We start from the raw sequence: 23,276 nt of genomic DNA, 5'->3' as shown, positions 1-23,276 counted from the left end.
GTTCGAGTCCCGTCCGTTCCGCCACTTATTAAGAGCCCTGAGCATTTGCTCAGGGCTTTTTTGTTTGATCTGTTCTCTATTATTGCTAATTCAGCAAAAATCCTCTGCATTAATCGCTCTTTTTCTCCTCCACACCATCAGCCATAATTTCATCCGTTAACCGAAATGAAGAAATAACGAGGAAAATCATGGCAATCCCTGCATTTGGTCTTGGCACCTTCCGTCTGAAAGATGATGTTGTTATCGCATCCGTAAAAACCGCGCTGGAGCTGGGCTATCGTGCTATCGACACCGCACAAATCTATGACAACGAAGCCGCGGTGGGTCAGGCCATCGCCGAAAGCGGCGTGCCGCGTGATGAGCTGTTCATCACGACCAAAATCTGGATCGAAAACCTGAGCAAAGACAAACTCATCGCCAGCCTGAAAGAGAGCCTGCAGAAGCTGCGCACTGACTATGTTGATCTCACGCTGATCCACTGGCCGTCACCGAACGATGCGGTAGCTGTTGAAGAGTTTATGGCAGCCCTGATGGAAGCGAAGAAGCTGGGGCTGACCCGTCAGATCGGTATCTCCAACTTCACTATTCCACTGATGGAGCGCGCGATTGCCGCCGTTGGCGCTGAGAATATCGCGACTAACCAGATTGAGCTCTCGCCGTATCTGCAAAACCGTAAAGTGGTCGATTGGGCGCGTGAGCACGGCATCCATATCACCTCTTACATGACGCTGGCCTACGGTAAGGCACTGAAAGATGAAGTGATTGCCCGCATCGCGGCGAAACATGGCGCGACCCCAGCGCAGGTTATTCTGGCATGGGCAATGGGCGAAGGCTATGCGGTTATCCCATCGTCCACCAAACGTGACAATCTGGCCAGCAACCTGAAAGCGCAGGATCTGCAGCTGGATGATGAAGATCGTAAAGCGATCGCCGCACTCGACTGCAACGATCGTCTGGTGAGTCCGGAAGGTCTGGCTCCACAGTGGGATTAATCTCCCGCTTTCGGCATGCCGTTCGCACTGCCGTCTGAGACGATATTACGACAGCTCCTTCGGGAGCTGTTTGACGTGCTCACTTAGAAAGTCAATAAATGCCCTGATGCGCGTGCTGACCGCCCGGTCGCTGTAGTACACCGCACTGAATGGCATCTCCACCGGCAAGCGTTTGTCGGCAAGTAACTCCACAAACTCCCCACGGCCAATCTCTTTATCCACCATATAATCCGACAAACAGGCTATGCCGTTACCGGTCAGGCACAGCTGCTTGAGCGTTTCGCCGCTATTGGAGGACACCGCCGATTCGATCTCTAACAGCTGACCATCGCAACAGGAGACAGGCCAGGTATTCAGCGATACCGGCTCGGTGAACCCGAGGCAGTGATGCTGTTTCAGATCTGACGGATGCTGCGGCATACCGTAGCGCGCGACATAGTCTGGCGAGGCGACGATCTTACGATAGCTGGTAAATAGCGGTCGGGCGCGCAGGCTGGAATCCGTTAAGGTCCCGGCCCGAATGGCCACATCCACTTTTCGTTCAATCAAGTTAATAAACGTCTCTGAAGAGACGAGCGACAGCGTCATTTCCGGGTAGCGCTCGCGAAATGGCTTCACCAGCGGCATGAGAAAATGCAGCATCACCGGCGTCGCGGCATCCACCCGCAGCAGGCCCCGCGGCGTTGTGCGCGTTTCCAGCAGGTCATTCTCTGCTGCCGCCATTTCCTGCAAGACCACCTGCATCCGGCGAAAATAGCGCTCGCCTTCCTCCGTCAGACTGAGCTGGCGGGTGGTCCGATTGAGCAGGCTTACGCCTAGCTTTGATTCCAGCTTCTTGACCGCCCGGCTGACGGCAGAGTTGGCCTGTCCGAGCTGCTCGGCCGCCCGGCTGAAACTTCCGCTTTCCACCACCGCCACAAAGATGGCGATCTCCTCTGATGTGGCTCTCATTATTGCACCTGTAGCAAAATTCTATTGATACTTTGATAGTTTTTGTTATTTATACAACCCTTCATACTACGTGTCATCTTAATCCTGATGCTACGGAGTAAATTATGCCACTGGCGCTATTTGCCTTAACTATCGGTGCCTTCGCAATTGGCACCACTGAATTTGTGATTGTCGGCCTGGTCCCGACTATCGCGCAACAACTCTCTATCTCTCTGCCTTCGGCGGGACTGCTGGTCTCTATCTACGCGCTGGGCGTGGCGATTGGCGCTCCGGTGCTGACGGCGTTAACGGGGCGTATGCCGCGTAAACAGCTGCTGCTGGCGTTGATGGTCCTGTTTACGGCGGGTAATGTGCTGGCCTGGCAGGCCCCGGGCTATGAAACGCTGATCCTGGCGCGATTGCTGACCGGTCTGGCACACGGCGTGTTCTTCTCTATTGGCTCGACAATCGCCACCAGCCTGGTGGCAAAAGAGAAAGCCGCCTCAGCTATCGCTATTATGTTCGGCGGCCTGACGGTCGCGCTGGTCACCGGGGTGCCGTTCGGGACTTTCATCGGTCAGCATTTTGGCTGGCGGGAAACGTTCCTCGCGGTATCGATTCTGGGCGTGATTGCGCTTATCAGCAGTCTGCTTCTGGTGCCGAATAATATTCCGGGCCGCGCCAGCGCCAGCCTGCGCGATCAGATGAAAGTCTTAACTCATCCTCGCCTGCTGATGATCTACGCCATTACCGCGCTGGGCTATGGCGGCGTATTTACCGCCTTTACTTTTCTTGCTCCGATGATGCAGGAGCTGGCCGGTTTCAGTCCGTCTGCGGTTAGCTGGATCCTGTTGGGCTACGGTGTCTCGGTCGCTATTGGCAATGTGTGGGGAGGCAAACTGGCCGATAAGCATGGCGCCGTCTCCGCGCTGAAGTTTATCTTCGCCGCGCTGGTTGTGCTGCTGCTGGTCTTCCAGTTGACCGCCAGCATCCACTATGCTGCGCTGGCAACGGTGCTGGTAATGGGTATTTTCGCCTTCGGCAACGTGCCGGGTCTGCAGGTATACGTGGTGCAAAAAGCCGAACAGTATACGCCTGGCGCCGTCGACGTCGCTTCCGGCCTGAATATTGCCGCCTTCAATATTGGTATTGCGCTGGGGTCCATCGTCGGCGGGCAGACGGTTGAACGGTATGGTCTGGCGCAGACGCCGTGGATTGGTGCGGTGATTGTGCTGGTCGCCTTGCTGTTGGTGGTGCTGAGCGGTCGTTTAGATAAATCGCCGAGCCGTTCGACAGCGGTTTCTCTCGAAGGCTAGGGTTTATCGCAAATTGCATTGAAAGTGGATGGGAAAATCCCTATAACAGAAGAACCAGTCGTTGTTGGGCTGGTTTCTGTTATTGAGGATTGATGCCCAAATTGCGAAAGAATACCTATGCCATGCGCTACGTCGCCGGACAACCTGCGGAGAGGATATTGCCTCCGGGGGCGTTTGCGGGCGTCAGTCCGGTTTATCCTGCCGGCACGCCGTTAAGCAGCGATGAAAAGATCCGCGTGCTGGTATGGAATATCTTCAAGCAGCAGCGCGCAGAGTGGCAGTCGGTCCTCAAAAATTTCGGCAAAGATGCGCATTTGGTCCTGTTGCAGGAGGCGCAAACTACCCCAGAACTGGTCAGGTTCGCGACTTCAAACTATCTGGCCGCCGATCAGGTACCGGCGCTGGTATTGCCGCAGCATCCTTCCGGCGTGATGACGCTGGCCTCCGCTCACCCCATCTATTGCTGTCCGCTGCGCGAGCGCGAGCCTATTTTGCGATTGCCGAAATCGGCGTTAGTGACCGTTTATCCGCTGCCCGATGCGCGGCTGCTGATGGTGGTCAACATCCATGCGGTCAACTTTAGCCTTGGCGTCGATGTCTACAGCAAGCAGTTGCTGCCGATCGGCGATCAGATCGCTCATCACAGCGGGCCGGTGATCATGGCCGGGGATTTCAATGCATGGAGCCGGCCGCGAATGAACGCGCTGTACCGCTTTGCGCGTGAGATGTCGTTACGCGAAGTTCGTTTCTCTGACGATCAGCGCCGCCGTGCGTTTGGTCGTCCGCTCGATTTTGTGTTCTATCGTGGGTTAAGCGTGCACGATGCTTCCGTGCTGGTGACCCGCGCCTCCGATCACAACCCGCTACTAGTCGAATTCAGTCCCGGCAAGCCTGATTAATTTAAGGTATGTCAGGCCTGCCATCGGGCAGGTCTGCGTTCAGCACGATGCTGCCCTAAATTACTCACACAACCGAAGGACAACACAATGACAACACGCTCTCACCATGACAACGTCGAAAAGCAGTTCGGCTCCCAGGCCAGCGCCTATTTGACCAGCGCCGTGCACGCCTCCGGGCGCGATCTGCAGCGGCTGGCTGAACGGCTGGCCGATTTCCCTCAGGCGAAAGTGCTGGATATGGGCTGCGGGGCAGGGCACGCCAGCTTTACCGCGGCGGGACAGGTTGCGGAGGTGACCGCCTATGATTTATCAAGCCAGATGCTGGAAGTGGTTACCGCGGCGGCAAAAGAGAAAGGCTTTAGCAATATCGTGACCCAGCAGGGATATGCTGAAACGCTGCCGTTCGCTGATGCCAGCTTTGATGTGGTGATTAGCCGCTACTCCGCGCACCACTGGCATGATGTCGGCCAGGCGCTGCGTGAGGTGAAACGTGTTCTCAAGCCGGGCGGGGTGATGATCATAATGGACGTGATGTCGCCGGGTCATCCGGTACGTGATGTCTGGTTGCAGACCGTGGAAGCGCTGCGCGATACCTCGCACGTGCGTAATTATTCCAGTGGCGAGTGGCTGGCGCTGGCCAATGACGCAGGCCTGGTGATTAATCATTTATCGACCGATCGCCTGCCGCTGGAGTTCAGCTCATGGGTGGCGCGGATGCGCACCCCAGAGGCGCTGGTAGAAGCGATTCGCTTATATCAGCAGAGCGCTTCGGCGGAGGTCAAAGCCTACTTCGAATTACAGCAGGACGGGTCGTTTACCAGCGATACCATCCTGTTCGAAGCGCATAAAGCGGTTTAATACGGGCAACAAAAAAGGCACCGGGGGAAGCCGGTGCCTTTTTATCGAACCCTGACGTATCAGGACTCTGGTCGATCGCTGTTTTTCACAAACAGCGTTAGCTGATCGCCAGGCCGCAGATTGTCGGTATCGCTGTTCCAGCGCATCACGTCGCGAATATTAACACCGTGACGCTTGGCGATGCTCGACAGCGAATCACCTTTGCGAACACGATAGGTGATGCTATCGCTGTTGTTCGCCAGGCGCTGTGCGCTGCTACCTGCGCCGACAACCAGACTCTGCCCGACTTTTAACCCTGAACCGCGCAGATTGTTCCACTGCTGCAAATCCCGGGTCGTGACGCCGAGACGCGAAGCAATCCCGGAAATCGTGTCGCCAGAGCGTACCTTATAGCTACGGCTGGTCAGCGGCGTATTGTCCGCGAGCTGCGTTGGCTGCACGGCGGCAATGTCGCCAGAGGCCAGCGATTCACGCAGCTGAGCGGCGTGCTTCTGCGGCACCATGACGTACTTTGGCCCACTCGCGCCCAGCGTTGACCCCTTTACGCCAGCGTTGAAGGTTTTCAGTTTGCTGACCGGCATTCCTGCCATGTCCGCGAGCTGAGAAATATCAACCGGGCTGTCGAGGCGAACGCGCGCCAGCGCACGGCTTTCATCGGCCGTAGGCAGCTTTACGCCGTAACGCTTGCTGTTTTTGAGAATGTCGCTCAACGCCAGCATTTTCGGTACGTAGATTTTCGTTTCATGCGGCAGAGACAGCGACCAGAAATCGGTGGGTTTACCACGCGAACGGTTCGCTTTTACTGCTTTCATGACCCGACCTTCGCCGCTGTTATAGGCTGCGACCGTTAATAACCAGTCGCCGTCGAACATTTTGTTCAGACGTTGCATCATGTCCAGCGCCGCGGTAGTAGATGCGACGACGTCACGACGCGCATCGTAACTGCGGGTCTGTTTTAAACCATAATTGCGCCCTGTGCTCGGAATGATCTGCCAAATGCCTGCGGCATTGGCGCCAGACGTCGCGTGTGGGTCAAAAGCGCTCTCCACTATGGGTAGTAATACCAGTTCCATTGGCATGTTACGTTTCTTAACCTGCCCGGCTATCCAGTACATATACGGCTCTGCCCGTAAAGTTACATCGTGGAGATAGCTCTTATTTCTTAAGTACTTCTGTTTCTGTTCGCGAATCCGGGGATTATCCGGTATTCCCATCTTTAGCTCGTCGCCTATGGAAGTCCACAGATCCTGGTCTTGCGCGTAGAAGGTTCCATCATCTAACCAGCGCGCTTGACTTGTGAACTTACCTGCTTCCCCTTGACCAGCCGCAGAAAGGCTCTGTGCTCGCTGTTCGACGGTGCCATCGTGCTTAGACGCCTGGCACCCCACCAGCAGGACAGAGGCGAGTAATATCGCTCGTGCCTTCATGTGTGTGTCAATAGTTGCTTAAAAGACGACCAAGGATAACGGCGAAGTTGGCCGATGACAAGAATTAAATATCAGAAGTCGTCTTTCTTTGACCTTAACCATGCAAATCGCGCCACAGAGTGTTGCAAATTTGTTTCTTGGTTAATTTTATCAATTAAATCAATATCATTTACGCGTAAAAATAAATTTATACGACGCTCATTTTTCAGAGTTACGGGTAGTGTTTTTTGTTTTTTTGCACGTAACTCATTAACTTTATGATAGTAATCGTTTATGTCCCTATCATCTGGCAGGATACTCAATGCAAACTTCATATTCGCTAACGTATATTCATGTGCGCAACATATGAGGGTTTCTTCAGGAAGGGCGTTAATTTTCATAAATGATTGATACATCTGCTCTGCAGTACCTTCGAAGAGCCTTCCGCAGCCGCCGGAGAACATTGTGTCGCCACAGAACAGATAAGGTTCGCTGTAGTAACAGATATGTCCTAATGTGTGACCTGGCGTAGAGAAAATGGAAAAATCGTGCCCGAGAATTGACAGCCGATCGCCATCGCCTACCACCTGAGTGACTCCCTTATCCTGGGTTTCCGCCGGCCCGTAAACCACTATAGAAGGGAATTTTTCACGTAATTGTTTTACGCCGCCGACGTGATCCTGATGGTGATGGGTTAGTAAAATGGCTTCGGGCTGCCATTGGTTTTCCTCAATGGCCGCCAGAACCGGCGCGGCTTCGCCTGGGTCAACGATGATGCAGCGGCCGTTATTCTCACTGAGAACCCAGATGTAGTTGTCCTGAAACGCGGGAATACTGATAAGATTCATAAATTACCTCTAAAGCGTAGCGGAAGGTGGCAATGAAGCCGGCAAGGATACCTCACACAGTGACAGCGCCTGAGCATTGGTCCAGTATGCCGTGGGGCGAATACTATCGCGAAACGCTGGAGCAGCAGATGAAACCGTGGCTGGCTAAATTATATGGCTTTCATCTGCTTAAGATTGGCAATCTGAGCGCGGAAATCAATACTGAAGCTTGCGCCATCTCGCACCAGGTCAATGTCTCCCTGGCAGGAAATCCGATGCAGGTCCGGGCCGATCCGCTGCATTTACCCTTTGCCGAAAAGTCCGTCGACGCCTGCCTGCTGGCGCACACCCTGCCGTGGTGTAGCGATCCGCATCGTCTGCTGCGGGAAGCCGATCGTGTACTGATCGATGATGGCTGGATGATCCTGACCGGGTTTAATCCGGTCAGCCTGATGGGGTTGCGTAAGCTGGTGCCGCTCCTGCGCAACGGTACGCCTTATAATAGCCGTATGTTTACGCTGATGCGCCAGCTGGACTGGCTGTCGCTACTCAACTTTGAAGTGCTGCACTATGGGCGTTATCAGGTTTTACCCTGGTCGCGCCACGGCGGCAAACTGCTGAGCACACATCTGCCAGCGCTGGGCTGTTTGCAATTGATTGTCGCCCGCAAACGGACCATTCCGCTGACGCTCAATCCGATGAAATCCGGTAAAGCGAAAACCCAGCTGCGGCCGGCAGTCGGCGCCACCCGGCAGTGGCGCAAGGGGCAGAATTAGCTCTCCGGCTGGTAGCCGATGTCGTCCTGAGTGGGATGGGAGGCCGCCGCGCGGGCCAGCTCGTCGCAGCGTTCGTTTTCTGGATGGCCGGCGTGGCCCTTCACCCACTCCCATTTGATCTTATGCTGGCCAAGCGCAGCATCCAGCCGCTGCCAGAGGTCGACATTCTTTACCGGTTTTTTCTCTGCCGTTTTCCAGCCGCGCTTTTTCCAGTTGTGGATCCACTGGGTGATCCCCTGGCGGACATACTGGCTGTCGGTGCTGAGCACCACCTCACAATGCTCTTTTAACGCCTCGAGAGCGACGATTGCCGCCATCAGTTCCATGCGGTTATTGGTGGTCAGACGGTAGCCGGCGCTAAAGGTTTTTTCGTGCTGGCGGTAGCGCATGATGGCGCCGTAACCGCCGGGTCCTGGATTTCCCAGGCAAGAGCCGTCGGTGAAAATTTCTACCTGTTTGAGCATCTCTGGTAGACTTCCTGTAATTGAAATCGATTTGTAAACGATAAGTCTGACATAAATGACCGCTATGAGCACTGCAATTACGCGCCAGATTGTTCTCGATACCGAAACCACCGGTATGAACCAGATCGGGGCGCACTACGAAGGACACAAGATTATCGAGATCGGCGCCGTGGAGGTGATCAACCGCCGCCTGACCGGTAACAATTTCCATGTCTATCTGAAGCCCGATCGGCTGGTGGATCCTGAAGCATTCGGCGTGCACGGGATCGCCGATGAGTTCCTGCTGGACAAACCCACCTTTGCCGACGTGGCTGATGAGTTTATGGATTACATCCGCGGCGCGGAGCTGGTGATCCATAACGCCTCGTTCGATATCGGCTTTATGGATTATGAGTTCGGTAAGCTGAACCGCGGCATTGGAAAAACCGAGACCTTTTGTAAAATCACCGACAGCCTGGCGCTGGCGCGGAAAATGTTCCCCGGCAAGCGCAACAGTCTGGATGCGTTATGTTCGCGTTACGAAATAGATAACAGCAAGCGTACGCTGCACGGGGCATTACTCGATGCCCAGATCCTTGCCGATGTCTATTTGATGATGACCGGCGGCCAGACTTCGATGGCGTTCTCTATGGAAGGCGAAAGCCAGCAGCAGGCGGGAGAGATGGGCATTCAGCGCGTCGTCCGCGCCGCCAGCCAGTTACGGGTGGTTTATGCCTCTGATGAAGAACTGGTGAACCATGAATCCCGCCTCGATCTGGTACAAAAGAAAGGCGGAAGCTGCCTGTGGCGTGCCTGATAACCACTAAAATGGATTAAAAGTAGGCGGTTGGGCGATTTTTGCAGCAAACGATTCAAAACGGTAGAAAAAGCGTTGACGGGGTAGAGGGGAATCCGTAATATTCGCCTCGTTCCCAACGGAACAACAACGCGGAGCGGTAGTTCAGTCGGTTAGAATACCTGCCTGTCACGCAGGGGGTCGCGGGTTCGAGTCCCGTCCGTTCCGCCACTATTCAGAAAGCCTGAATCAGCAATGATTCAGGCTTTCGTCGTTTTCGTCGCCGAATTTCAGCGCGCCTCTTGTTCCTCCTGCATACACTGCATGAATACCCGCATCGCCGGACTGATTGCTTTCCCGGCGTGATGGGCGCAGAGCGCATGGATCGTCAGCGGCGTCTCGCTGAACGGCAGCTCGACCAGCGTCCCGCGTTTGAGTTCCTCCTCTACCGCAAAGCGCGGCAGAAAACTCACCCCTAGATTGCCCGCCACGCACTGCTTGATGCTTTCAATACTCCACAGTTCGATGGTGTTCTCCATGGTAATGCCGCGCTGGCGCAGGGTACTTTCAAAAATCTGCCGGAACACGCACTGGGGTTCGTTGATGATAAAACTCAATGGGATATGCTGCCGCGGGCGCAGGAAGTCGACCGGCGCCTGATCGACTGACGCGACCAGCGCCAGCGGCTGCGGGCCAAGTTCCATCATGGTGAGCGCATCATCGTTGCCAACCCGGTAAAACACCCCCAGGTCGACTTCGTCAGCGAGCAGCGCATCACGGATGCTGTAGCAATTGAGCGACTGTAGTGACAGGCGGACCTTCGGGGCGCGTTGCTTAAAACGCTGCAGCACCGGCGGCATTTTGTACGCCAGCAGGGTTTCACCAGTGGCGACGCGAAGTTCGCCGCCGGGTTCATCGTCCTGGCGCGCCGCCTGGCGAATCGACGCCATCACTTTGGTCAGATCGTAGACGTGCGGCAGGACATTTTTACCGGCGGCGGTGAGACACATCCGTCGGCCAATTTTCTCAAACAGCGGGATAGCAAGCTCCTGCTCAAGCTGCTGGATATGAAAGGTTACGGTGGACTGGGTGCAGCACAGTTTCTGCGAGGCGCGCAGAAAGGATCCTTCTTCGACAACCGTTTTGAAGGTGATAAAGCGTCGCAGATCCATATTTCCTCTTTATATCGACATTCTCGAATTCAGAATGAAAAAACATTCATTTTTTTAAATTATCAGCTTCGGGTACTGTCTGCCAGTCAAGAGGAGAAAACACGTGACACCTACCCTGATTAGCGCCTTTTTAACTTACACCCTGATCACCGCCCTGACGCCCGGGCCGAATAATATTCTGGCGCTGAGCAGCGTCACCGCGCACGGCTTTCGACGGAGCATGCGGGTTCTGGCCGGCATGAGCCTGGGGTTTGTGATCATCATGCTGATTTGTGCCGGGCTGACGTTCACTCTCGTTACCCTGGATGAGGGGATAACCTCCCTGCTACGCTGGGTCGGCGCAGGGTATATCCTGTGGCTGGCCTGGCACATTGCCCGCAGCGACCCGGCCAGCGGTGGGCAGGAGGAGCGGCCTGTCAGCTTCTGGGCCAGCCTGGGGCTGCAGTTTGTGAATGTAAAAATTATCCTGTACGGCATCACGGCCCTGTCGACCTTTGTTCTGCCAGTGACTCGCGAGCCATTCTGGCTGGTGATGATAAGCCTGTTGCTATCAGTAATAGGCGTTGCCGGCAATCTTTGCTGGGCGCTGGCCGGTCATCTGTTTCAGCCGGTGTTCGAACGCCATGGAAGAGGGTTAAATCTGCTGCTGGCGCTGCTGCTGGTCTGGTGCGCGGTACGAATGTTTATGGAATGAATTAAGGGAGCGTAACGCTCCCTTGAGGTTATTTATCCTGCGGCAGGGCGGGTTGCCCTTCATTTACCCAGGTCATGAAGATCCGATAACCGATGGCCAGCAGGGTGGCGCCGAGAAACATACCGAGAATGCCGTTAGAGGCCATTCCGCCGAGGGCGCCCAGCAGCACTACCGGCATTGGCGCGTCGACTCCGCGCCCCAGCAGCAGAGGTTTGAGGACGTTATCGGCCATGCCGGCGACGATCAGCAGGATGGTGTAGAAGATATCCATGCCGGTACTGTGGGTGCCGAGACTCCACATTAGCGCAATGGCCGGGGCCGTCACCAGGATCACCGGCACCTGGGCAATGCCGAGGATCAGGGCCAGAATAAAGAAGATCCCGACGGCGGGAATGCTGGCCATCAGCATGATCACGCCGACCAGCAGCGCCTGGATCAATGCCACCCCGATGACGCCCTGGGCGACCGCGCGGATGGTGCTGGTGCACAGGCGGGTGAGGGTCACGCCTTTATTTTCATCGGTAATACGGATGGCAATACGCTGGGCGCTGATGGCGCCCGCTGCGCCCCAGGCCATCATAATTCCCGAGACGATAAACGAAATAATAAAGCCAATCAGCCCGCCGCCCATGCTGGCCAAAATACTGAGAAACTGTTTGGCAATGTCGCCGATTTGCGAGCGGTAATTACTGAGCAGTCCCGGGAGATCGACGGAAGCTCTCATCCACAGGGCGCTAAGCCGTTCGCCAATGATCGGTAACGCGGCAATGCGCGAGGAGGGCGGGGGAATGGTAAAGCTCTGGCTGCCCATCTTGTCTATCATGGCGCTGGCGCTTTCCGCCAACGAGGTGATCATCAGCACCGTGGGGATGACGATCAGTAAAATACCTAACAACACCAGCACCACTGACGCCAGTCCCTGTTTGCCCGCTAACAATCCGGCAAAATATTGATGTAAGGGATAGAGCGCCACGGCGAGGATCAGCGCCCAGAGCATCATATTGATAAAGGGAGAAAAGACGGTAAAACAGAATGAGGCCAGCGCCAGAATAAGCCCGAACCGAATAAACATATCGAGAAAGCGGGTGACCAGCCGTTTTTCAATCAACAGCAGATTATTATTATCCATTTTCTTTTACGCTCACATAATATTCTTACGCCAACGCTCAGCGTTGTTTAACAAAACACGCCAGCAACAGAAAATTCATGATTTACAACGCAGAAGTGAGTTGAAGGTGATCTCCGCCCATTTGGTTGTGGGGGCTTTTAATGAGTGTAGAACAGAAATGAATGGCGCCCGGCAAATATTCTGCGGTGCGCTGGCGGGCGAAATCCCGCTTTCTTTACCTGCTGAATGAGGAAGAAAGCGGAGGGAGATTAACCGAGGGTAAAAGGATCGGCATCGCGCCAGGCGGGAAATTTTTCGCGATATTCCTGGAGGGCAGCCAGCGACAATTCGGCATCAAGACGGGTGGCCTGATGCGGATCGGCAGTGGCGACAATCTCCCCCTGGGGACTGATAATCCGGCTATCGCCGCGGTAATGATGGCCGTTACCGTCAGTACCGACCCGGTTACAGCCGGCGACATAGGCCTGGTTCTCGATAGCGCGGGCGACCAGCAGCGACTGCCAGTGCAGGGAGCGCGGCGCCGGCCAGTTGGCAACATACAGCGCCAAATCATAGTCGTTCAGATTACGCGACCATACCGGAAAGCGCAGGTCGTAACAGACCAGCGGCAGGATACGCCATCCGCGCCATTCAAAGACCACGCGTCGGTCACCAGCCTCATAATGATGGTGTTCATCGGCCATACGGAACAGGTGCCGTTTATCATAATGGTGCACCGTACCGTCGGGCTCGACCAGCAGGAAGCGGTTAACAGCGCCGTGTTCGGTTTGCAGCGCTGCGCTGCCGGCAATCAGCGCCTGGGTTTGCGCGGCCCGGGCATGCATCCACTCCACCACGTCGGCTTCGGGTAAAGACTGTTTTGCCGCTTCCATGGCAAAGCCGGTGGTGAACATCTCCGGTAAAACAATGACATCGCGCCCAATAATCCCTTCCAGTTGGCGATCAAAATGGCGCAGGTTGGCAGGGCCGTCCATCCAGACCAGCGGTTGTTGCAACAGCGTAATTTTCAGGCCAGGCACAATGGTCAACTCCATTCTCATGAGGGGGTTAGGTTAACTGTAACACCATATCAGCCTCGCGGCGGTCAGCGGAATATTTTGTTAAAAAAATGCTACTGACAGAAGCCACGGAGGAGGGGGGACGAAAAAAAGGCGGGGAAAATTCCCCGCCCGGCGTGTGATGTGGTGATTGTTTTATTATGCGGCTTCAACTTTGCGAACTTTTTCCGGCAGCTTTACCGGCTTTGTCGCCAGCTCCTCTGGCGCAAAGTCGTCGACGTTGATGCTGCGCAGGCGACTGTGCTCTGCGCGGGTCAGAATAGCGGCTTCTTCCTGATTTATTAATCCTTTGGCCAGCGCGTTGTGTGCCAGCTCATCCAGACGGGTGAACGGCAGGTTTTTACCCAACTCTTTGCAGATCCGCTGGTGGATAGGATCGGCCGCCATCACTTCCAGCAGCGCCTCTTCCAGCAGACCAACCGGGTTATGCTCGCTCGGCGTCAGGTACTGACCGCGACCGATGCGGGAGCGAGTGGCGCTGGGCACCTGCAGAATTTTAGCGACTTTATGGTCCAGCTTATCCGACGGCGCATGATGATGACGCCCGGTCGGGAAGATGGCCACACGCATCGCACCTGCCACCAGACGGTTGGGGAAGTTTTTCAGCAGATCGTCGATGGCCTGTTCAGCCTGGTGCAGCGCATCCTGCACTCCCCAGTGAACCAGCGGCAGATCGGCTTCATTGCGTCCTTCATCGTCATAGCGTTTCAGCACCGCGGAGGCCAGATACAGCTGGCTTAACACATCCCCCAGACGCGCGGAGATACGTTCGCGACGCTTGAGGCTGCCGCCCAGTACCGCCATCGACACGTCTGACAGCAGCGCGAGGTTGGCACTCAGACGGTTCATTTGCTGATAGTAGCGACGGGTGGCGTCACGGGTCGGCGCGCTGCTGGTGCGTCCGCCGGTCAGGCCCAGCCAGAAACTCCGGACTTTGTTACTGCCGACATGGCCGATGTGTTTGAACAGCAGCTTATCGTAGGCGTTCAGGTCGTTATTCTGCGCGGCGGCCATCTCTTCCAGCACGTAAGGGTGGCAGCGAATAGCCCCCTGACCGAAGATCATCATGCTGCGGGTCAGGATGTTTGCGCCTTCAACGGTGATGGCGATCGGCGCGCCCTGGTAAGCCCGGGCGAGGAAGTTACCTTCGCCCAGCATAATGCCTTTCCCGCCGGTAATATCCATCGCGTCGATAATGGAGCGCTGGCCGCGGTGGGTACAGTGATATTTCACAATCGCGGACAGCACTGCCGGTTTCTCGCCGAGCATAATGCCGTAGGTGATCAGCGACGCCGCGGCGTCCATCACATAGGCGTTACCCGCGATGCGCGCCAGCGCCTCTTCAATCCCTTCCATTTTGCCGATCGAGATTTTGAACTGACGGCGAATGTGGGCGTAGGCGCCGGTCGCCATGGCGACGGATTTCAGGCCGCCGGTGGCGTTGGAAGGCAGGGTAATGCCGCGGCCCACGGACAGACATTCAACCAGCATGCGCCAGCCCTGACCGGCCATGCTCGGGCCGCCGATGATGTAATCGATCGGCACGAAGATATCCTTGCCGCGGGTTGGGCCGTTCTGGAACGGGACGTTCAGCGGGAAGTGGCGACGGCCAATTTCCACGCCCGGCGTTGAGGTGGGGATCAGCGCGCAGGTGATGCCCAGCTCTTCCTCGCCGCCCAGCAAACGGTCCGGGTCAGAGAGTTTGAAGGCCAGCCCCAGCACGGTGGCGATTGGCGCCAGCGTGATATAGCGTTTGTTCCAGGTCAGGCGCATCCCCAGCACCTGTTGACCCTGCCAGTCGCCCATGCACACCACGCCGGTATCCGGAATAGCGCCGGCGTCAGAGCCCGCTTCCGGACTGGTCAGTGCGAAGCAGGGGATTTCCAGGCCGCGCGCCAGACGCGGCAGATAATGATTCTTCTGTTCTTCGGTACCGTAATGCTGCAGCAGTTCGCCCGGGCCCAGCGAGTTCGGGACGCCGACGGTGATCGCCAGGATGCCGGAGACGCCAGAGAGTTTCTGTAGCACTCGTGCCTGAGCGTAAGCGGAGAACTCAAGCCCGCCATACTCTTTCTTGATAATCATCGCGAAGAAGAGGTGCTCTTTCAGATAGGCCCACAGCTCGGGCGGCAGATCGGCCATTTCGTGGGTGATGGCGAAGTCGTTAGCCATCCGGCAGGCCTCTTCCACCGGGCCGTCGAGGAAAGCTTGCTCTTCGGCGGTCAGGCGCGGCTGCGGATAGTTATGCAGCTTGTGCCAGTCCGGGTTGCCGCGGAACAGATCGCCTTCCCACCAGGTGGTGCCGGCGTCGATGGCTTCTTTTTCCGTACGCGACATCGGCGGCATCACCTTGCGGAAAGCGCGAAATGCCGGTGCGGAAATCATCGATTTACGCATGGGGGCAAAGTTGAACGGCAACAAAATAATGGCCAGCGGCAGCAGCAGCCAGATATTCCACACTCCGGCCGCGCCGAGCGCCGCGGTCCAGGCGAGCAAAATCACACTGCTGAGCAGCAGGCTGACCCGGTGATAGAAGAGCGCACCGAGTAAAACGACGGTTGCAACAATACTCAAAATCATCATAGAGAAATGCTCCCTGAGCTTGTAGGAGGTCTGACCACTTGTGATGTATTGGTTGTAGTGCATGCGTTTTTATTTAGCAATGTGTTTACAAAATAATTACAACCTCGCTCACATTGTTGTATGCAAAAGCGGCACATAAAATCAAAAGGACGGGGGATAACGCTGCCTGCTGCTTCTCGCTTCGGCGGCTATCCGGTACACTGCCAGGGTTATTCCACTCATACTGAAGGATTATCCTCATGTACCAGGATCTTATTCGTAACGAACTGAACGAAGCCGCGGAAACGCTGGCTAACTTTCTGCAGGACGAAGCCAATATCCATGCTATCCAGCGTGCCGCTGTTCTGTTGGCGGATAGCTTTAAGGCGGGTGGGAAAGTGCTGTCCTGTGGTAACGGCGGTTCCCATTGCGATGCGATGCATTTTGCGGAAGAGCTGACCGGTCGTTATCGCGAAAACCGCCCGGGTTACCCGGCCATCGCGATCTCCGACGTCAGCCATCTCTCCTGCGTGAGCAATGATTTTGGCTATGAGTATGTGTTCTCCCGCTATGTTGAATCCGTCGGCCGTGCGGGCGATGTGCTGCTCGGCATCTCCACGTCAGGTAACTCCGGCAACGTGATCAAGGCCATTGAAGCCGCGCGGGCGCAGGGGATGAAAGTGATCACCCTGACCGGTAAAGACGGCGGCAAAATGGCGGGTTCCGCCGATGTTGAAATACGCGTGCCGCACTTTGGCTATGCCGACCGCATCCAGGAGATCCACATCAAAGTGATCCATATCCTGATTATGCTGATCGAAAAAGAGATGGTGAAAGGCTAACAGGCAGGCGAGTGTGTACTGTTGACGGCGGCCTCGCTTTGGCGCCGTCGTGATTTGTGAGGGTGAGGTGATCTATGTGCGAACTGCTCGGGATGAGCGCCAATGTGCCAACAGATATCTGTTTTAGCTTTACCGGGCTGGTGCAGCGCGGGGGCGGGACGGGGCCGCATAAAGACGGCTGGGGCATTACCTTCTATGAAGGCAAAGGCTGTCGCACATTCAAAGATCCGCAGCCGAGCTTTCAGTCGCCGATCGCGAAACTGGTCCAGGATTACCCGATTAAGTCCTGTTCCGTCGTCGCCCATATCCGTCAGGCCAATCGCGGGATGGTGGCCCTGGAGAACACCCATCCCTTCACCCGCGAACTGTGGGGGCGCAACTGGACCTATGCGCACAACGGGCAGCTCAAAGGCTATAAATCGCTGAAAACCGGTAATTTCCATCCGGTAGGTGAAACCGACAGTGAAAAAGCGTTTTGCTGGCTGCTGCACCGTTTAACCGAGCGCTATCCGCGCACGCCGGGCAATATGCTGGGCGTTTTCAAGTATATCGCCACCCTGGCGGGTGAACTGCGTGAGAAAGGGGTGTTCAACATGCTGCTGTCGGACGGGCGCTACGTGATGGCGTTCTGCTCGACCAATCTGCACTGGATCACCCGGCGGGCGCCGTTTGGCGTGGCAAAACTGCTGGACCAGGATGTGGAGATCGACTTTCAACGCGAGACCACACCCAACGATGTGGTCACGGTTATCGCCACGCAGCCGCTGACGGCCAATGAAACCTGGCACAAGATCATGCCAGGCGAGTGGGCGTTATTTTGTCTCGGGGAGCGTGTAGTTTGAGGCCAGCTGCGGCTGAACAACCTCGTGGCTGAGCGGCTTGCTTACCACATAGCGGCCGTCGGTCACTGACACAATCGGCGGTTTGTGGGTCTGCTGGAAATAGTCATAGCCAGGCTTAAGCTGTTTCCAGAAATCTGCATAGTAGGAGTATTTGTGGCGTTCCATATTGGCGTTGGTCATGCGGAACGGATAGATACTCACCTGCACGCTTGGCTGGCCGAAGACTAAGGCGCCGGTCACAAACTGGAAGATCTCATCGATCCCGCTGTCGGTCATGGCGTAGCAGCCGACTGAGACGCAGTCGCCATGGATCATCAGGTATTTCCCTTCATAACCATGGGCGCGATCGTAGGCGTTCGGGAAGCCGATGTTAATGGCTTTATAGAAGCGGCTGTCGGGTTTGAGCTGGCTGCGGGTGACGCTATAGAACCCTTCCGGACTCTTGAAATCACCCTGACGCTGTTTCGGACCCAGGCCACCGGAATAGTTGCAGATCCGATAGCTGTCGAGGAGCTGGTAGGTTTCACCCATTTTGACGTAAAGGTCGAGCATGCGCTCTTCTTTAAAGATCTCAATGTAAACCGGTGAACCCATTAATTGCTGCTTGTATTCTTTGCTAACCGGCGTCGTCGGGCTATTGCTGCTGAGCAGCCCGGCAAATGACACGCACGGCAACAGAAGCATCGCAATAAATAATGCGATTTTGCGCATACTGCTTGTTCCTTGATAAAACAAAATAGCCACATTGCCAGGACGGCAAGAGAGACCCGAAATCAGAGTTTTCTGGATTTAGAGCGCTCACATTAGCATCACGGCATTTTTTCGCAAGGGCGACGTGGCGGCGTTTACAATTCAGCCTCACTTTATAACCCGCTTACGGCGAAAACACAGTCAGAACTTTGCGCAATAGCTCGCATTTTAGAAGCACTTATTGCCCCTCGTGCTACAGCCGCCGCTCACGAAATGTTACACTTGCGCCGGTTCATCACCAGAGTAAGAAAGGAGGCTTCTCTTCCGTCATGAGCGCCACTGGCGCCGTTTCGCCCTTTCTTCTCTGCCATTCTGTCAATAAGCTGGCCCCGGCCTGCGTCGGGGTTGAGGTTACGGATACCTGCTAACGATATGATTAAAATCACGAAAGGGCTGGATTTGCCCATAGCTGGCATGCCATTACAGCAGATCTCTCCTGCGCCAGCGGTGAAGCGCGTCGCGCTACTCGGCGAAGAGTACGTCGGGATGCGTCCCGCTATGGCGGTCAAAGAGGGCGATCGGGTCAAAAAAGGTCAGATCCTGTTCGAAGATAAAAAGACCCCCGGCGTCTACTTTACCGCCCCGGCGAGCGGGGTTGTCAGCGCCATCCACCGCGGTGAACGGCGCGTTTTACAGTCAGTGGTGATTGATATCGAGGGCAATGACGCGGTGGCCTTTACCCGTTACGCCGCGGACGCACTGGCTGAGCTGCCGCGCGACACCGTACAGCAGCAGCTGCTGGCCTCGGGCCTGTGGACCGCGCTACGCACCCGGCCATTCAGTAAAACGCCGCGCCCGGGCAGCGTGCCCGCCGCTATTTTTGTCAACGCCATGGATACCAATCCGCTGGCGGCGGAGCCGCAGCCGATTATTCTGGCCGAGCGTGCCGCCTTCGATGCCGGTCTTACCGTGCTCACGCGTCTGACCGACGGGAAAGTGCACGTCTGCCAGCCCAGCGGCGGCAAGCTGGGCGGCCATCCTGCCGGCCAGGTCTGTTTTAATCAGTTCTCCGGGCCGCACCCGGCGGGGCTGCCGGGAACCCATATTCACTTTCTGGAGCCGGTGAGCCTGAATAAACAGGTCTGGCACCTCAATTATCAGGATGCGATCGCTATCGGTCAGCTTTTCCTTGAAGGTGAGCTGAACTGCGAACGGGTGATTGCGCTCGGCGGCCCGCAGGTGAAGTCGCCGCGGCTGGTCAAAACGACGCTGGGCGCCAGCCTGGACGATCTGCTGGCGGGCGAGCTGGAGGAGGGGGAAAACCGCGTCATTTCCGGCTCGGTACTTAGCGGTACCCGCGCCCACGGCCCCCACGCTTTCCTCGGGCGTTTCCATCTGCAGGTGAGCGTGGTTCGCGAAGGTCGGGAAAAAGAGCTGTTTGGCTGGGTGATGCCGGGCAAAGAGAAGTTCTCGATTACCCGCACTACGCTAGGCCATTTCTTCAAGCGCAAGCGCTTTCATTTCTCCACGGATACTAACGGCGGCGAGCGGGCGATGGTGCCGATCGGCAACTATGAGCGGGTGATGCCGCTGGATATTCTGCCAACCATATTGCTGCGCGATCTGCTGGCCGGCGATAGCGATAGCGCCCAGGCGCTGGGCTGTCTGGAGCTGGATGAAGAAGATCTGGCGCTCTGCACCTACGTTTGTCCGGGCAAATATGAATACGGTCCGGCGCTGCGCAGCGTGTTAACCCAGATTGAGCAGGAAGGATAAGAGATGGGCTTAAAGCACCTGATTGAGAAACTTGAGCCGCATTTCACGCATGGCGGCAAGCTGGAAAAATATTACCCGCTGTATGAAGCGGCGGCGACCATCTTCTACACGCCGGGGCAGGTCACCCGCGGCGCGGCGCACGTGCGCGACGCCATCGACCTCAAGCGGATGATGATCCTCGTGTGGTTTGCCGTATTCCCGGCGATGTTCTGGGGCATGTACAACGTTGGGCTGCAGACCATTCCGGCGCTGCACAAACTGTACGGCGCCGAACAGCTGCAGCAGGTGATCGCCAACAACTGGCATTACAGCGTCGCCCAGTGGTTAGGGGTCAGCTTCAGCGCTGACGCCGGCTGGCTGAGCATGATGACCCTGGGCGCGGTCTTCTTCCTGCCGATCTATATCACCGTTTTTATCGTCGGCGGCTTCTGGGAAGTGCTGTTCGCGATTGTGCGCAAACATGAGATCAACGAAGGCTTTTTCGTTACCTCAATTCTCTTCGCGCTGATTGTGCCGCCTACGCTGCCGCTATGGCAGGCGGCGCTGGGGATCTCCTTTGGGGTGGTGATCGCCAAAGAGATTTTCGGCGGTACCGGGCGCAACTTCCTCAACCCGGCGCTGGCGGGGCGCGCGTTCCTGTTCTTCGCCTACCCGGCGCAGATTTCCGGCGATCTCGTGTGGACGGCGGCGGACGGTTTCTCCGGCGCCACGCCGCTCTCCCAGTGGGCCAGCGGCGGCGGTGAAGCGCTGGTTAACGTCGCGACCGGCATCCCGGTGAGCTGGATGGACGCCTTCCTCGGCAACATTCCCGGCTCAATTGGCGAAGTCTCCACGCTGATGATCCTGATCGGCGGCGCGATCATTCTCTTTGGCCGCGTCGCGTCCTGGCGCATCGTCGCCGGGGTGATGATCGGCATGATCGCCACCGCCACCCTGTTTAACGTTATCGGCTCCGATACCAACCCGATGTTCTCGATGCCGTGGTACTGGCATCTGGTGCTCGGCGGCTTTGCCTTCGGCATGATGTTTATGGCGACGGACCCGGTATCCGCCTCGTTTACCGATAAAGGGAAATGGAGTTACGGCGTGCTGATCGGCGTGATGTGCGTGCTGATCCGCGTGGTGAACCCGGCTTATCCGGAAGGGATGATGCTGGCGATCCTCTTCGCCAACCTCTTCGCACCGCTGTTCGATTACCTGGTGGTGCAGGCCAATATTAAGCGGAGGAAGTCGCGTGGCTGAGAAGAAAAGTAACGATAGCATCGGCAAAACGCTGCTGGTGGTGCTGGTGCTTTGTCTGGTCTGCTCCATCGTGGTAGCGGGCTCGGCCGTGGGGCTGAAATCCCGCCAGCAGGCGCAGCGGGCGCTGGATAAACAGCGCAATATCCTGGCCGTCGCCGGCCTGATACAGCCCGGGATGGATGCTGATGCGGTAGCGGAAACCTTCGCGGCGCGCATTTCGCCGCGACTGGTGAATCTGGCGACCGGCGAGCTGCTGGAGAAAGACCCGGCAAAATTTAATCAGGCCCAGGCGCTGAAGGATCCGCAGCAGAGCATCGCGCTGGACGCCAGCCAGGATCCGGCCGGCATTAAGCGGCGTAGCAACCTGGCGGAAATTTATCTGGTGCGCGACGCGCAGCAACAGATTGAGCAGATGGTGCTGCCGATCTACGGCAATGGCCTGTGGTCGATGATGTACGCCTTTGTGGCGCTGGACGTTGATGGCCGCACGGTGAAAGGCATTACTTATTACGATCAGGGGGAAACCCCGGGGCTGGGCGGCGAAGTGGAGAACCCGAACTGGCGCCAGCAGTTTATTGGCAAGCAGGTGCTGGATGACAACGGCATGCCGGCACTCCGGGTGGTGAAAGGCGGCGCGCGCGCCGGTGACCTGCATGCAGTAGACGGTTTATCCGGCGCCACGCTAACGTCTAACGGCGTGCAGCATAGCTTTGATTTCTGGATGGGCGAACTGGGCTTTGGTCCGTTCCTGAAAAAGGTGCGTGAGGGAGGGCTGAATAATGGCTGAACAGAGCGATATGAAAGAGGTGAAGCGCGTGCTGGTGGGGCCGCTTATCGCCAATAACCCCATCGCCCTGCAGGTGCTCGGCGTCTGCTCCGCGCTGGCGGTAACCACTAAACTGGAAACCGCCTTCGTGATGACCATTGCGGTGACGCTGGTGACGGCGTTCTCCAGCATGTTTATCTCGATGATTCGGCACCATATTCCCAATAGCGTGCGCATCATCGTGCAGATGGCGATCATCGCCTCGCTGGTCATCGTGGTGGATCAGCTGCTGCGGGCTTTCGCTTATGAGACCTCTAAGCAGCTGTCGGTGTTCGTCGGGCTTATCATCACCAACTGTATCGTGATGGGGCGTGCCGAAGCTTATGCCATGAAATCGCCGCCGCTGGCCAGCTTTATGGACGGTATTGGCAACGGTCTCGGCTATGGCGCGATCCTGATAATCGTCGGCTTCCTGCGCGAGCTTATCGGCAGCGGCAAGCTGTTCGGTATCACGGTGCTGGAGACGGTGCAGAACGGCGGCTGGTATCAGCCGAACGGCCTGTTCCTGCTGGCGCCGAGCGCCTTCTTCATTATCGGTTTGCTGATCTGGGCCCTGCGTAGCTGGAAGCCTGAGCAGCAGGAAAAGGAGTAATCGATGATGGCTCATTACATTAGCCTGTTTGTCCGCGCGGTGTTCGTTGAGAACATGGCGCTGGCCTTCTTCCTCGGGATGTGTACCTTCCTCGCGGTGTCGAAAAAGGTCTCCACCGCCTTCGGCCTCGGCGTCGCAGTGACGGTGGTGCTGGGTCTTGCTGTGCCAATCAACAACCTGGTCTATAACCTGGTGCTGCGCGACGGCGCGCTGGTGGAAGGCGTAGATCTCAGCTTCCTGAACTTCATCACCTTTATCGGGGTGATTGCGGCGCTGGTGCAGATCCTCGAGATGATCCTCGATAAGTACTTCCCGGCACTCTATAACGCGTTAGGGATCTTCCTGCCGCTTATCGCCGTTAACTGCGCCATTTTCGGCGGCGTGTCGTTCATGGTGCAGCGTGATTACAACTTCCCGGAATCCATCGTCTACGGCTTCGGCTCCGGCATCGGCTGGATGCTGGCGATCGTGGCGATGGCGGGGATCCGCGAAAAAATGAAGTACGCCAACGTGCCCGCCGGCTTGCGCGGGTTAGGGATCACCTTTATCACCACCGGGTTGATGGCGCTGGGCTTTATGTCCTTCTCCGGCGTGCAGCTATAAGGGCG

Annotated in this window: 23 protein-coding genes and 1 tRNA gene; 15 read left to right on the top strand and 9 right to left on the bottom strand. The window is 56.6% G+C overall.

Annotated elements, in window-relative coordinates; genetic code table 11:
* The first annotated feature begins 188 nt into the window (after window positions 1-188).
* The gene (gene dkgB, locus HMPREF3096_RS25185; protein WP_012542802.1) at window positions 189-992 is read left to right on the top strand and encodes a 2,5-didehydrogluconate reductase DkgB; all 804 of its coding nucleotides are present in this window, start codon (window positions 189-191) and stop codon (window positions 990-992) included.
* A 45-nt stretch (window positions 993-1,037) separates the two neighbouring features.
* Here the strand turns inward: dkgB and yafC are convergent, their stop codons facing one another.
* Window positions 1,038-1,943 carry a DNA-binding transcriptional regulator YafC gene (gene yafC / locus HMPREF3096_RS25180; protein WP_012968896.1) on the bottom strand — a complete coding sequence of 302 codons (906 nt, stop codon included), beginning with the start codon at window positions 1,941-1,943 and terminating at the stop codon, window positions 1,038-1,040.
* A gap of 104 nt (window positions 1,944-2,047) precedes the next feature.
* On the opposite strand from yafC, the gene HMPREF3096_RS25175 reads away from it, so the two are divergent.
* The 3 genes from HMPREF3096_RS25175 (at window position 2,048) to HMPREF3096_RS25165 (ending at window position 4,995) form a co-directional block, all read left to right on the top strand.
* Window positions 2,048-3,238, top strand: coding sequence for an MFS transporter (locus HMPREF3096_RS25175; RefSeq protein ID WP_032729380.1), 1,191 nt, complete (start codon window positions 2,048-2,050; stop codon window positions 3,236-3,238).
* A gap of 101 nt (window positions 3,239-3,339) precedes the next feature.
* Window positions 3,340-4,137: an endonuclease/exonuclease/phosphatase family protein gene (locus tag HMPREF3096_RS25170; protein ID WP_002889629.1), complete on the top strand. Its 798-nt coding sequence runs from the start codon at window positions 3,340-3,342 to the stop codon at window positions 4,135-4,137.
* Between the two features lie 87 nt (window positions 4,138-4,224).
* Window positions 4,225-4,995: a class I SAM-dependent methyltransferase gene (locus tag HMPREF3096_RS25165; protein ID WP_008805251.1), complete on the top strand. Its 771-nt coding sequence runs from the start codon at window positions 4,225-4,227 to the stop codon at window positions 4,993-4,995.
* Window positions 4,996-5,054: 59 nt separating this feature from the next.
* Here HMPREF3096_RS25165 and mltD read toward each other — a convergent pair whose 3' ends face one another.
* Both mltD and gloB read right to left on the bottom strand, forming a co-directional pair.
* A complete protein-coding gene (gene mltD, locus HMPREF3096_RS25160) occupies window positions 5,055-6,422 on the bottom strand; it encodes a murein transglycosylase D (protein WP_008805252.1) in 1,368 nt (455 codons plus the stop codon).
* Between the two features lie 71 nt (window positions 6,423-6,493).
* Window positions 6,494-7,249 carry a hydroxyacylglutathione hydrolase gene (gloB, locus tag HMPREF3096_RS25155; protein WP_008805253.1) on the bottom strand — a complete coding sequence of 252 codons (756 nt, stop codon included), beginning with the start codon at window positions 7,247-7,249 and terminating at the stop codon, window positions 6,494-6,496.
* Window positions 7,250-7,281: 32 nt separating this feature from the next.
* Between gloB and HMPREF3096_RS25150 the strand changes: the two genes are divergently transcribed.
* Complete coding sequence (locus HMPREF3096_RS25150; protein WP_012968892.1) at window positions 7,282-8,004, top strand: class I SAM-dependent methyltransferase; 723 nt, start codon at window positions 7,282-7,284, stop codon at window positions 8,002-8,004.
* On the opposite strand, the gene rnhA is transcribed toward HMPREF3096_RS25150, so the two are convergent.
* The gene (gene rnhA / locus HMPREF3096_RS25145) at window positions 8,001-8,468 is read right to left on the bottom strand and encodes a ribonuclease HI (RefSeq protein WP_004204620.1); all 468 of its coding nucleotides are present in this window, start codon (window positions 8,466-8,468) and stop codon (window positions 8,001-8,003) included. The genes HMPREF3096_RS25150 and rnhA overlap by 4 nt on opposite strands.
* A 64-nt stretch (window positions 8,469-8,532) precedes the next feature.
* Between rnhA and dnaQ the strand changes: the two genes are divergently transcribed.
* The gene (dnaQ, locus tag HMPREF3096_RS25140; RefSeq protein ID WP_004204621.1) at window positions 8,533-9,264 is read left to right on the top strand and encodes a DNA polymerase III subunit epsilon; all 732 of its coding nucleotides are present in this window, start codon (window positions 8,533-8,535) and stop codon (window positions 9,262-9,264) included.
* Window positions 9,265-9,397: 133 nt separating this feature from the next.
* Window positions 9,398-9,474 (top strand) — tRNA-Asp (locus HMPREF3096_RS25135).
* 59 nt (window positions 9,475-9,533) lie between these two features.
* On the opposite strand, the gene HMPREF3096_RS25130 is transcribed toward HMPREF3096_RS25135, so the two are convergent.
* The gene (locus HMPREF3096_RS25130) at window positions 9,534-10,415 is read right to left on the bottom strand and encodes a LysR family transcriptional regulator (RefSeq protein ID WP_012968890.1); all 882 of its coding nucleotides are present in this window, start codon (window positions 10,413-10,415) and stop codon (window positions 9,534-9,536) included.
* Between the two features lie 103 nt (window positions 10,416-10,518).
* Here HMPREF3096_RS25130 and eamB point away from each other — a divergent pair, with 103 nt between their 5' ends.
* Window positions 10,519-11,109: a cysteine/O-acetylserine transporter gene (eamB, locus tag HMPREF3096_RS25125; protein WP_004204623.1), complete on the top strand. Its 591-nt coding sequence runs from the start codon at window positions 10,519-10,521 to the stop codon at window positions 11,107-11,109.
* A 28-nt stretch (window positions 11,110-11,137) separates the two neighbouring features.
* Here the strand turns inward: eamB and HMPREF3096_RS25120 are convergent, their stop codons facing one another.
* The 3 genes from HMPREF3096_RS25120 to fadE form a co-directional block, all read right to left on the bottom strand.
* Window positions 11,138-12,238: an AI-2E family transporter gene (locus HMPREF3096_RS25120; protein ID WP_012542797.1), complete on the bottom strand. Its 1,101-nt coding sequence runs from the start codon at window positions 12,236-12,238 to the stop codon at window positions 11,138-11,140.
* Between the two features lie 248 nt (window positions 12,239-12,486).
* On the bottom strand, window positions 12,487-13,257 hold the full coding sequence (locus HMPREF3096_RS25115; RefSeq protein ID WP_016160335.1) for an amidohydrolase: 771 nt from the start codon (window positions 13,255-13,257) through the stop codon (window positions 12,487-12,489).
* 177 nt (window positions 13,258-13,434) lie between these two features.
* Window positions 13,435-15,879: an acyl-CoA dehydrogenase FadE gene (gene fadE / locus HMPREF3096_RS25110; RefSeq protein WP_032729390.1), complete on the bottom strand. Its 2,445-nt coding sequence runs from the start codon at window positions 15,877-15,879 to the stop codon at window positions 13,435-13,437.
* A 239-nt stretch (window positions 15,880-16,118) separates the two neighbouring features.
* On the opposite strand from fadE, the gene lpcA reads away from it, so the two are divergent.
* A complete protein-coding gene (gene lpcA, locus HMPREF3096_RS25105) occupies window positions 16,119-16,700 on the top strand; it encodes a D-sedoheptulose 7-phosphate isomerase (RefSeq protein WP_008805261.1) in 582 nt (193 codons plus the stop codon).
* Between the two features lie 74 nt (window positions 16,701-16,774).
* Window positions 16,775-17,542 (top strand): class II glutamine amidotransferase, encoded by a 768-nt coding sequence (locus tag HMPREF3096_RS25100; RefSeq protein ID WP_008805262.1) that lies wholly within the window; start codon window positions 16,775-16,777, stop codon window positions 17,540-17,542.
* Here the strand turns inward: HMPREF3096_RS25100 and dpaA are convergent.
* Window positions 17,513-18,253 carry a peptidoglycan meso-diaminopimelic acid protein amidase gene (dpaA, locus tag HMPREF3096_RS25095; RefSeq protein ID WP_008805263.1) on the bottom strand — a complete coding sequence of 247 codons (741 nt, stop codon included), beginning with the start codon at window positions 18,251-18,253 and terminating at the stop codon, window positions 17,513-17,515. The two genes, HMPREF3096_RS25100 and dpaA, sit on opposite strands and share 30 nt — an antisense overlap.
* A 411-nt stretch (window positions 18,254-18,664) precedes the next feature.
* Here dpaA and HMPREF3096_RS25085 point away from each other — a divergent pair, with 411 nt between their 5' ends.
* From HMPREF3096_RS25085 to nqrE, 5 genes are read left to right on the top strand one after another with little or no spacing between them, the layout of a single operon-like run.
* Window positions 18,665-20,008, top strand: a complete 1,344-nt coding sequence (locus tag HMPREF3096_RS25085; protein ID WP_012968886.1) for a Na(+)-translocating NADH-quinone reductase subunit A — start codon at window positions 18,665-18,667, stop codon at window positions 20,006-20,008.
* A 3-nt stretch (window positions 20,009-20,011) separates the two neighbouring features.
* On the top strand, window positions 20,012-21,250 hold the full coding sequence (locus tag HMPREF3096_RS25080) for an NADH:ubiquinone reductase (Na(+)-transporting) subunit B (protein ID WP_012968885.1): 1,239 nt from the start codon (window positions 20,012-20,014) through the stop codon (window positions 21,248-21,250).
* Window positions 21,243-22,037 (top strand): Na(+)-translocating NADH-quinone reductase subunit C, encoded by a 795-nt coding sequence (locus tag HMPREF3096_RS25075; RefSeq protein ID WP_008805266.1) that lies wholly within the window; start codon window positions 21,243-21,245, stop codon window positions 22,035-22,037. Before HMPREF3096_RS25080 ends, HMPREF3096_RS25075 begins: the two co-directional genes overlap by 8 nt.
* Window positions 22,030-22,668 (top strand): NADH:ubiquinone reductase (Na(+)-transporting) subunit D, encoded by a 639-nt coding sequence (locus HMPREF3096_RS25070; RefSeq protein WP_002889716.1) that lies wholly within the window; start codon window positions 22,030-22,032, stop codon window positions 22,666-22,668. The genes HMPREF3096_RS25075 and HMPREF3096_RS25070 overlap by 8 nt, the downstream gene beginning before the upstream one ends.
* A 6-nt stretch (window positions 22,669-22,674) precedes the next feature.
* The gene (gene nqrE / locus HMPREF3096_RS25065; RefSeq protein ID WP_004177335.1) at window positions 22,675-23,271 is read left to right on the top strand and encodes an NADH:ubiquinone reductase (Na(+)-transporting) subunit E; all 597 of its coding nucleotides are present in this window, start codon (window positions 22,675-22,677) and stop codon (window positions 23,269-23,271) included.
* The last annotated feature ends 5 nt before the right edge of the window (window positions 23,272-23,276 follow it).

Source organism: Klebsiella sp. HMSC25G12 (genome assembly GCF_001807705.1).
GTDB classification, from domain to species: Bacteria; Pseudomonadota; Gammaproteobacteria; order Enterobacterales; family Enterobacteriaceae; genus Klebsiella; species Klebsiella variicola.
This window is presented reverse-complemented; position numbering and strand designations above follow the sequence as displayed.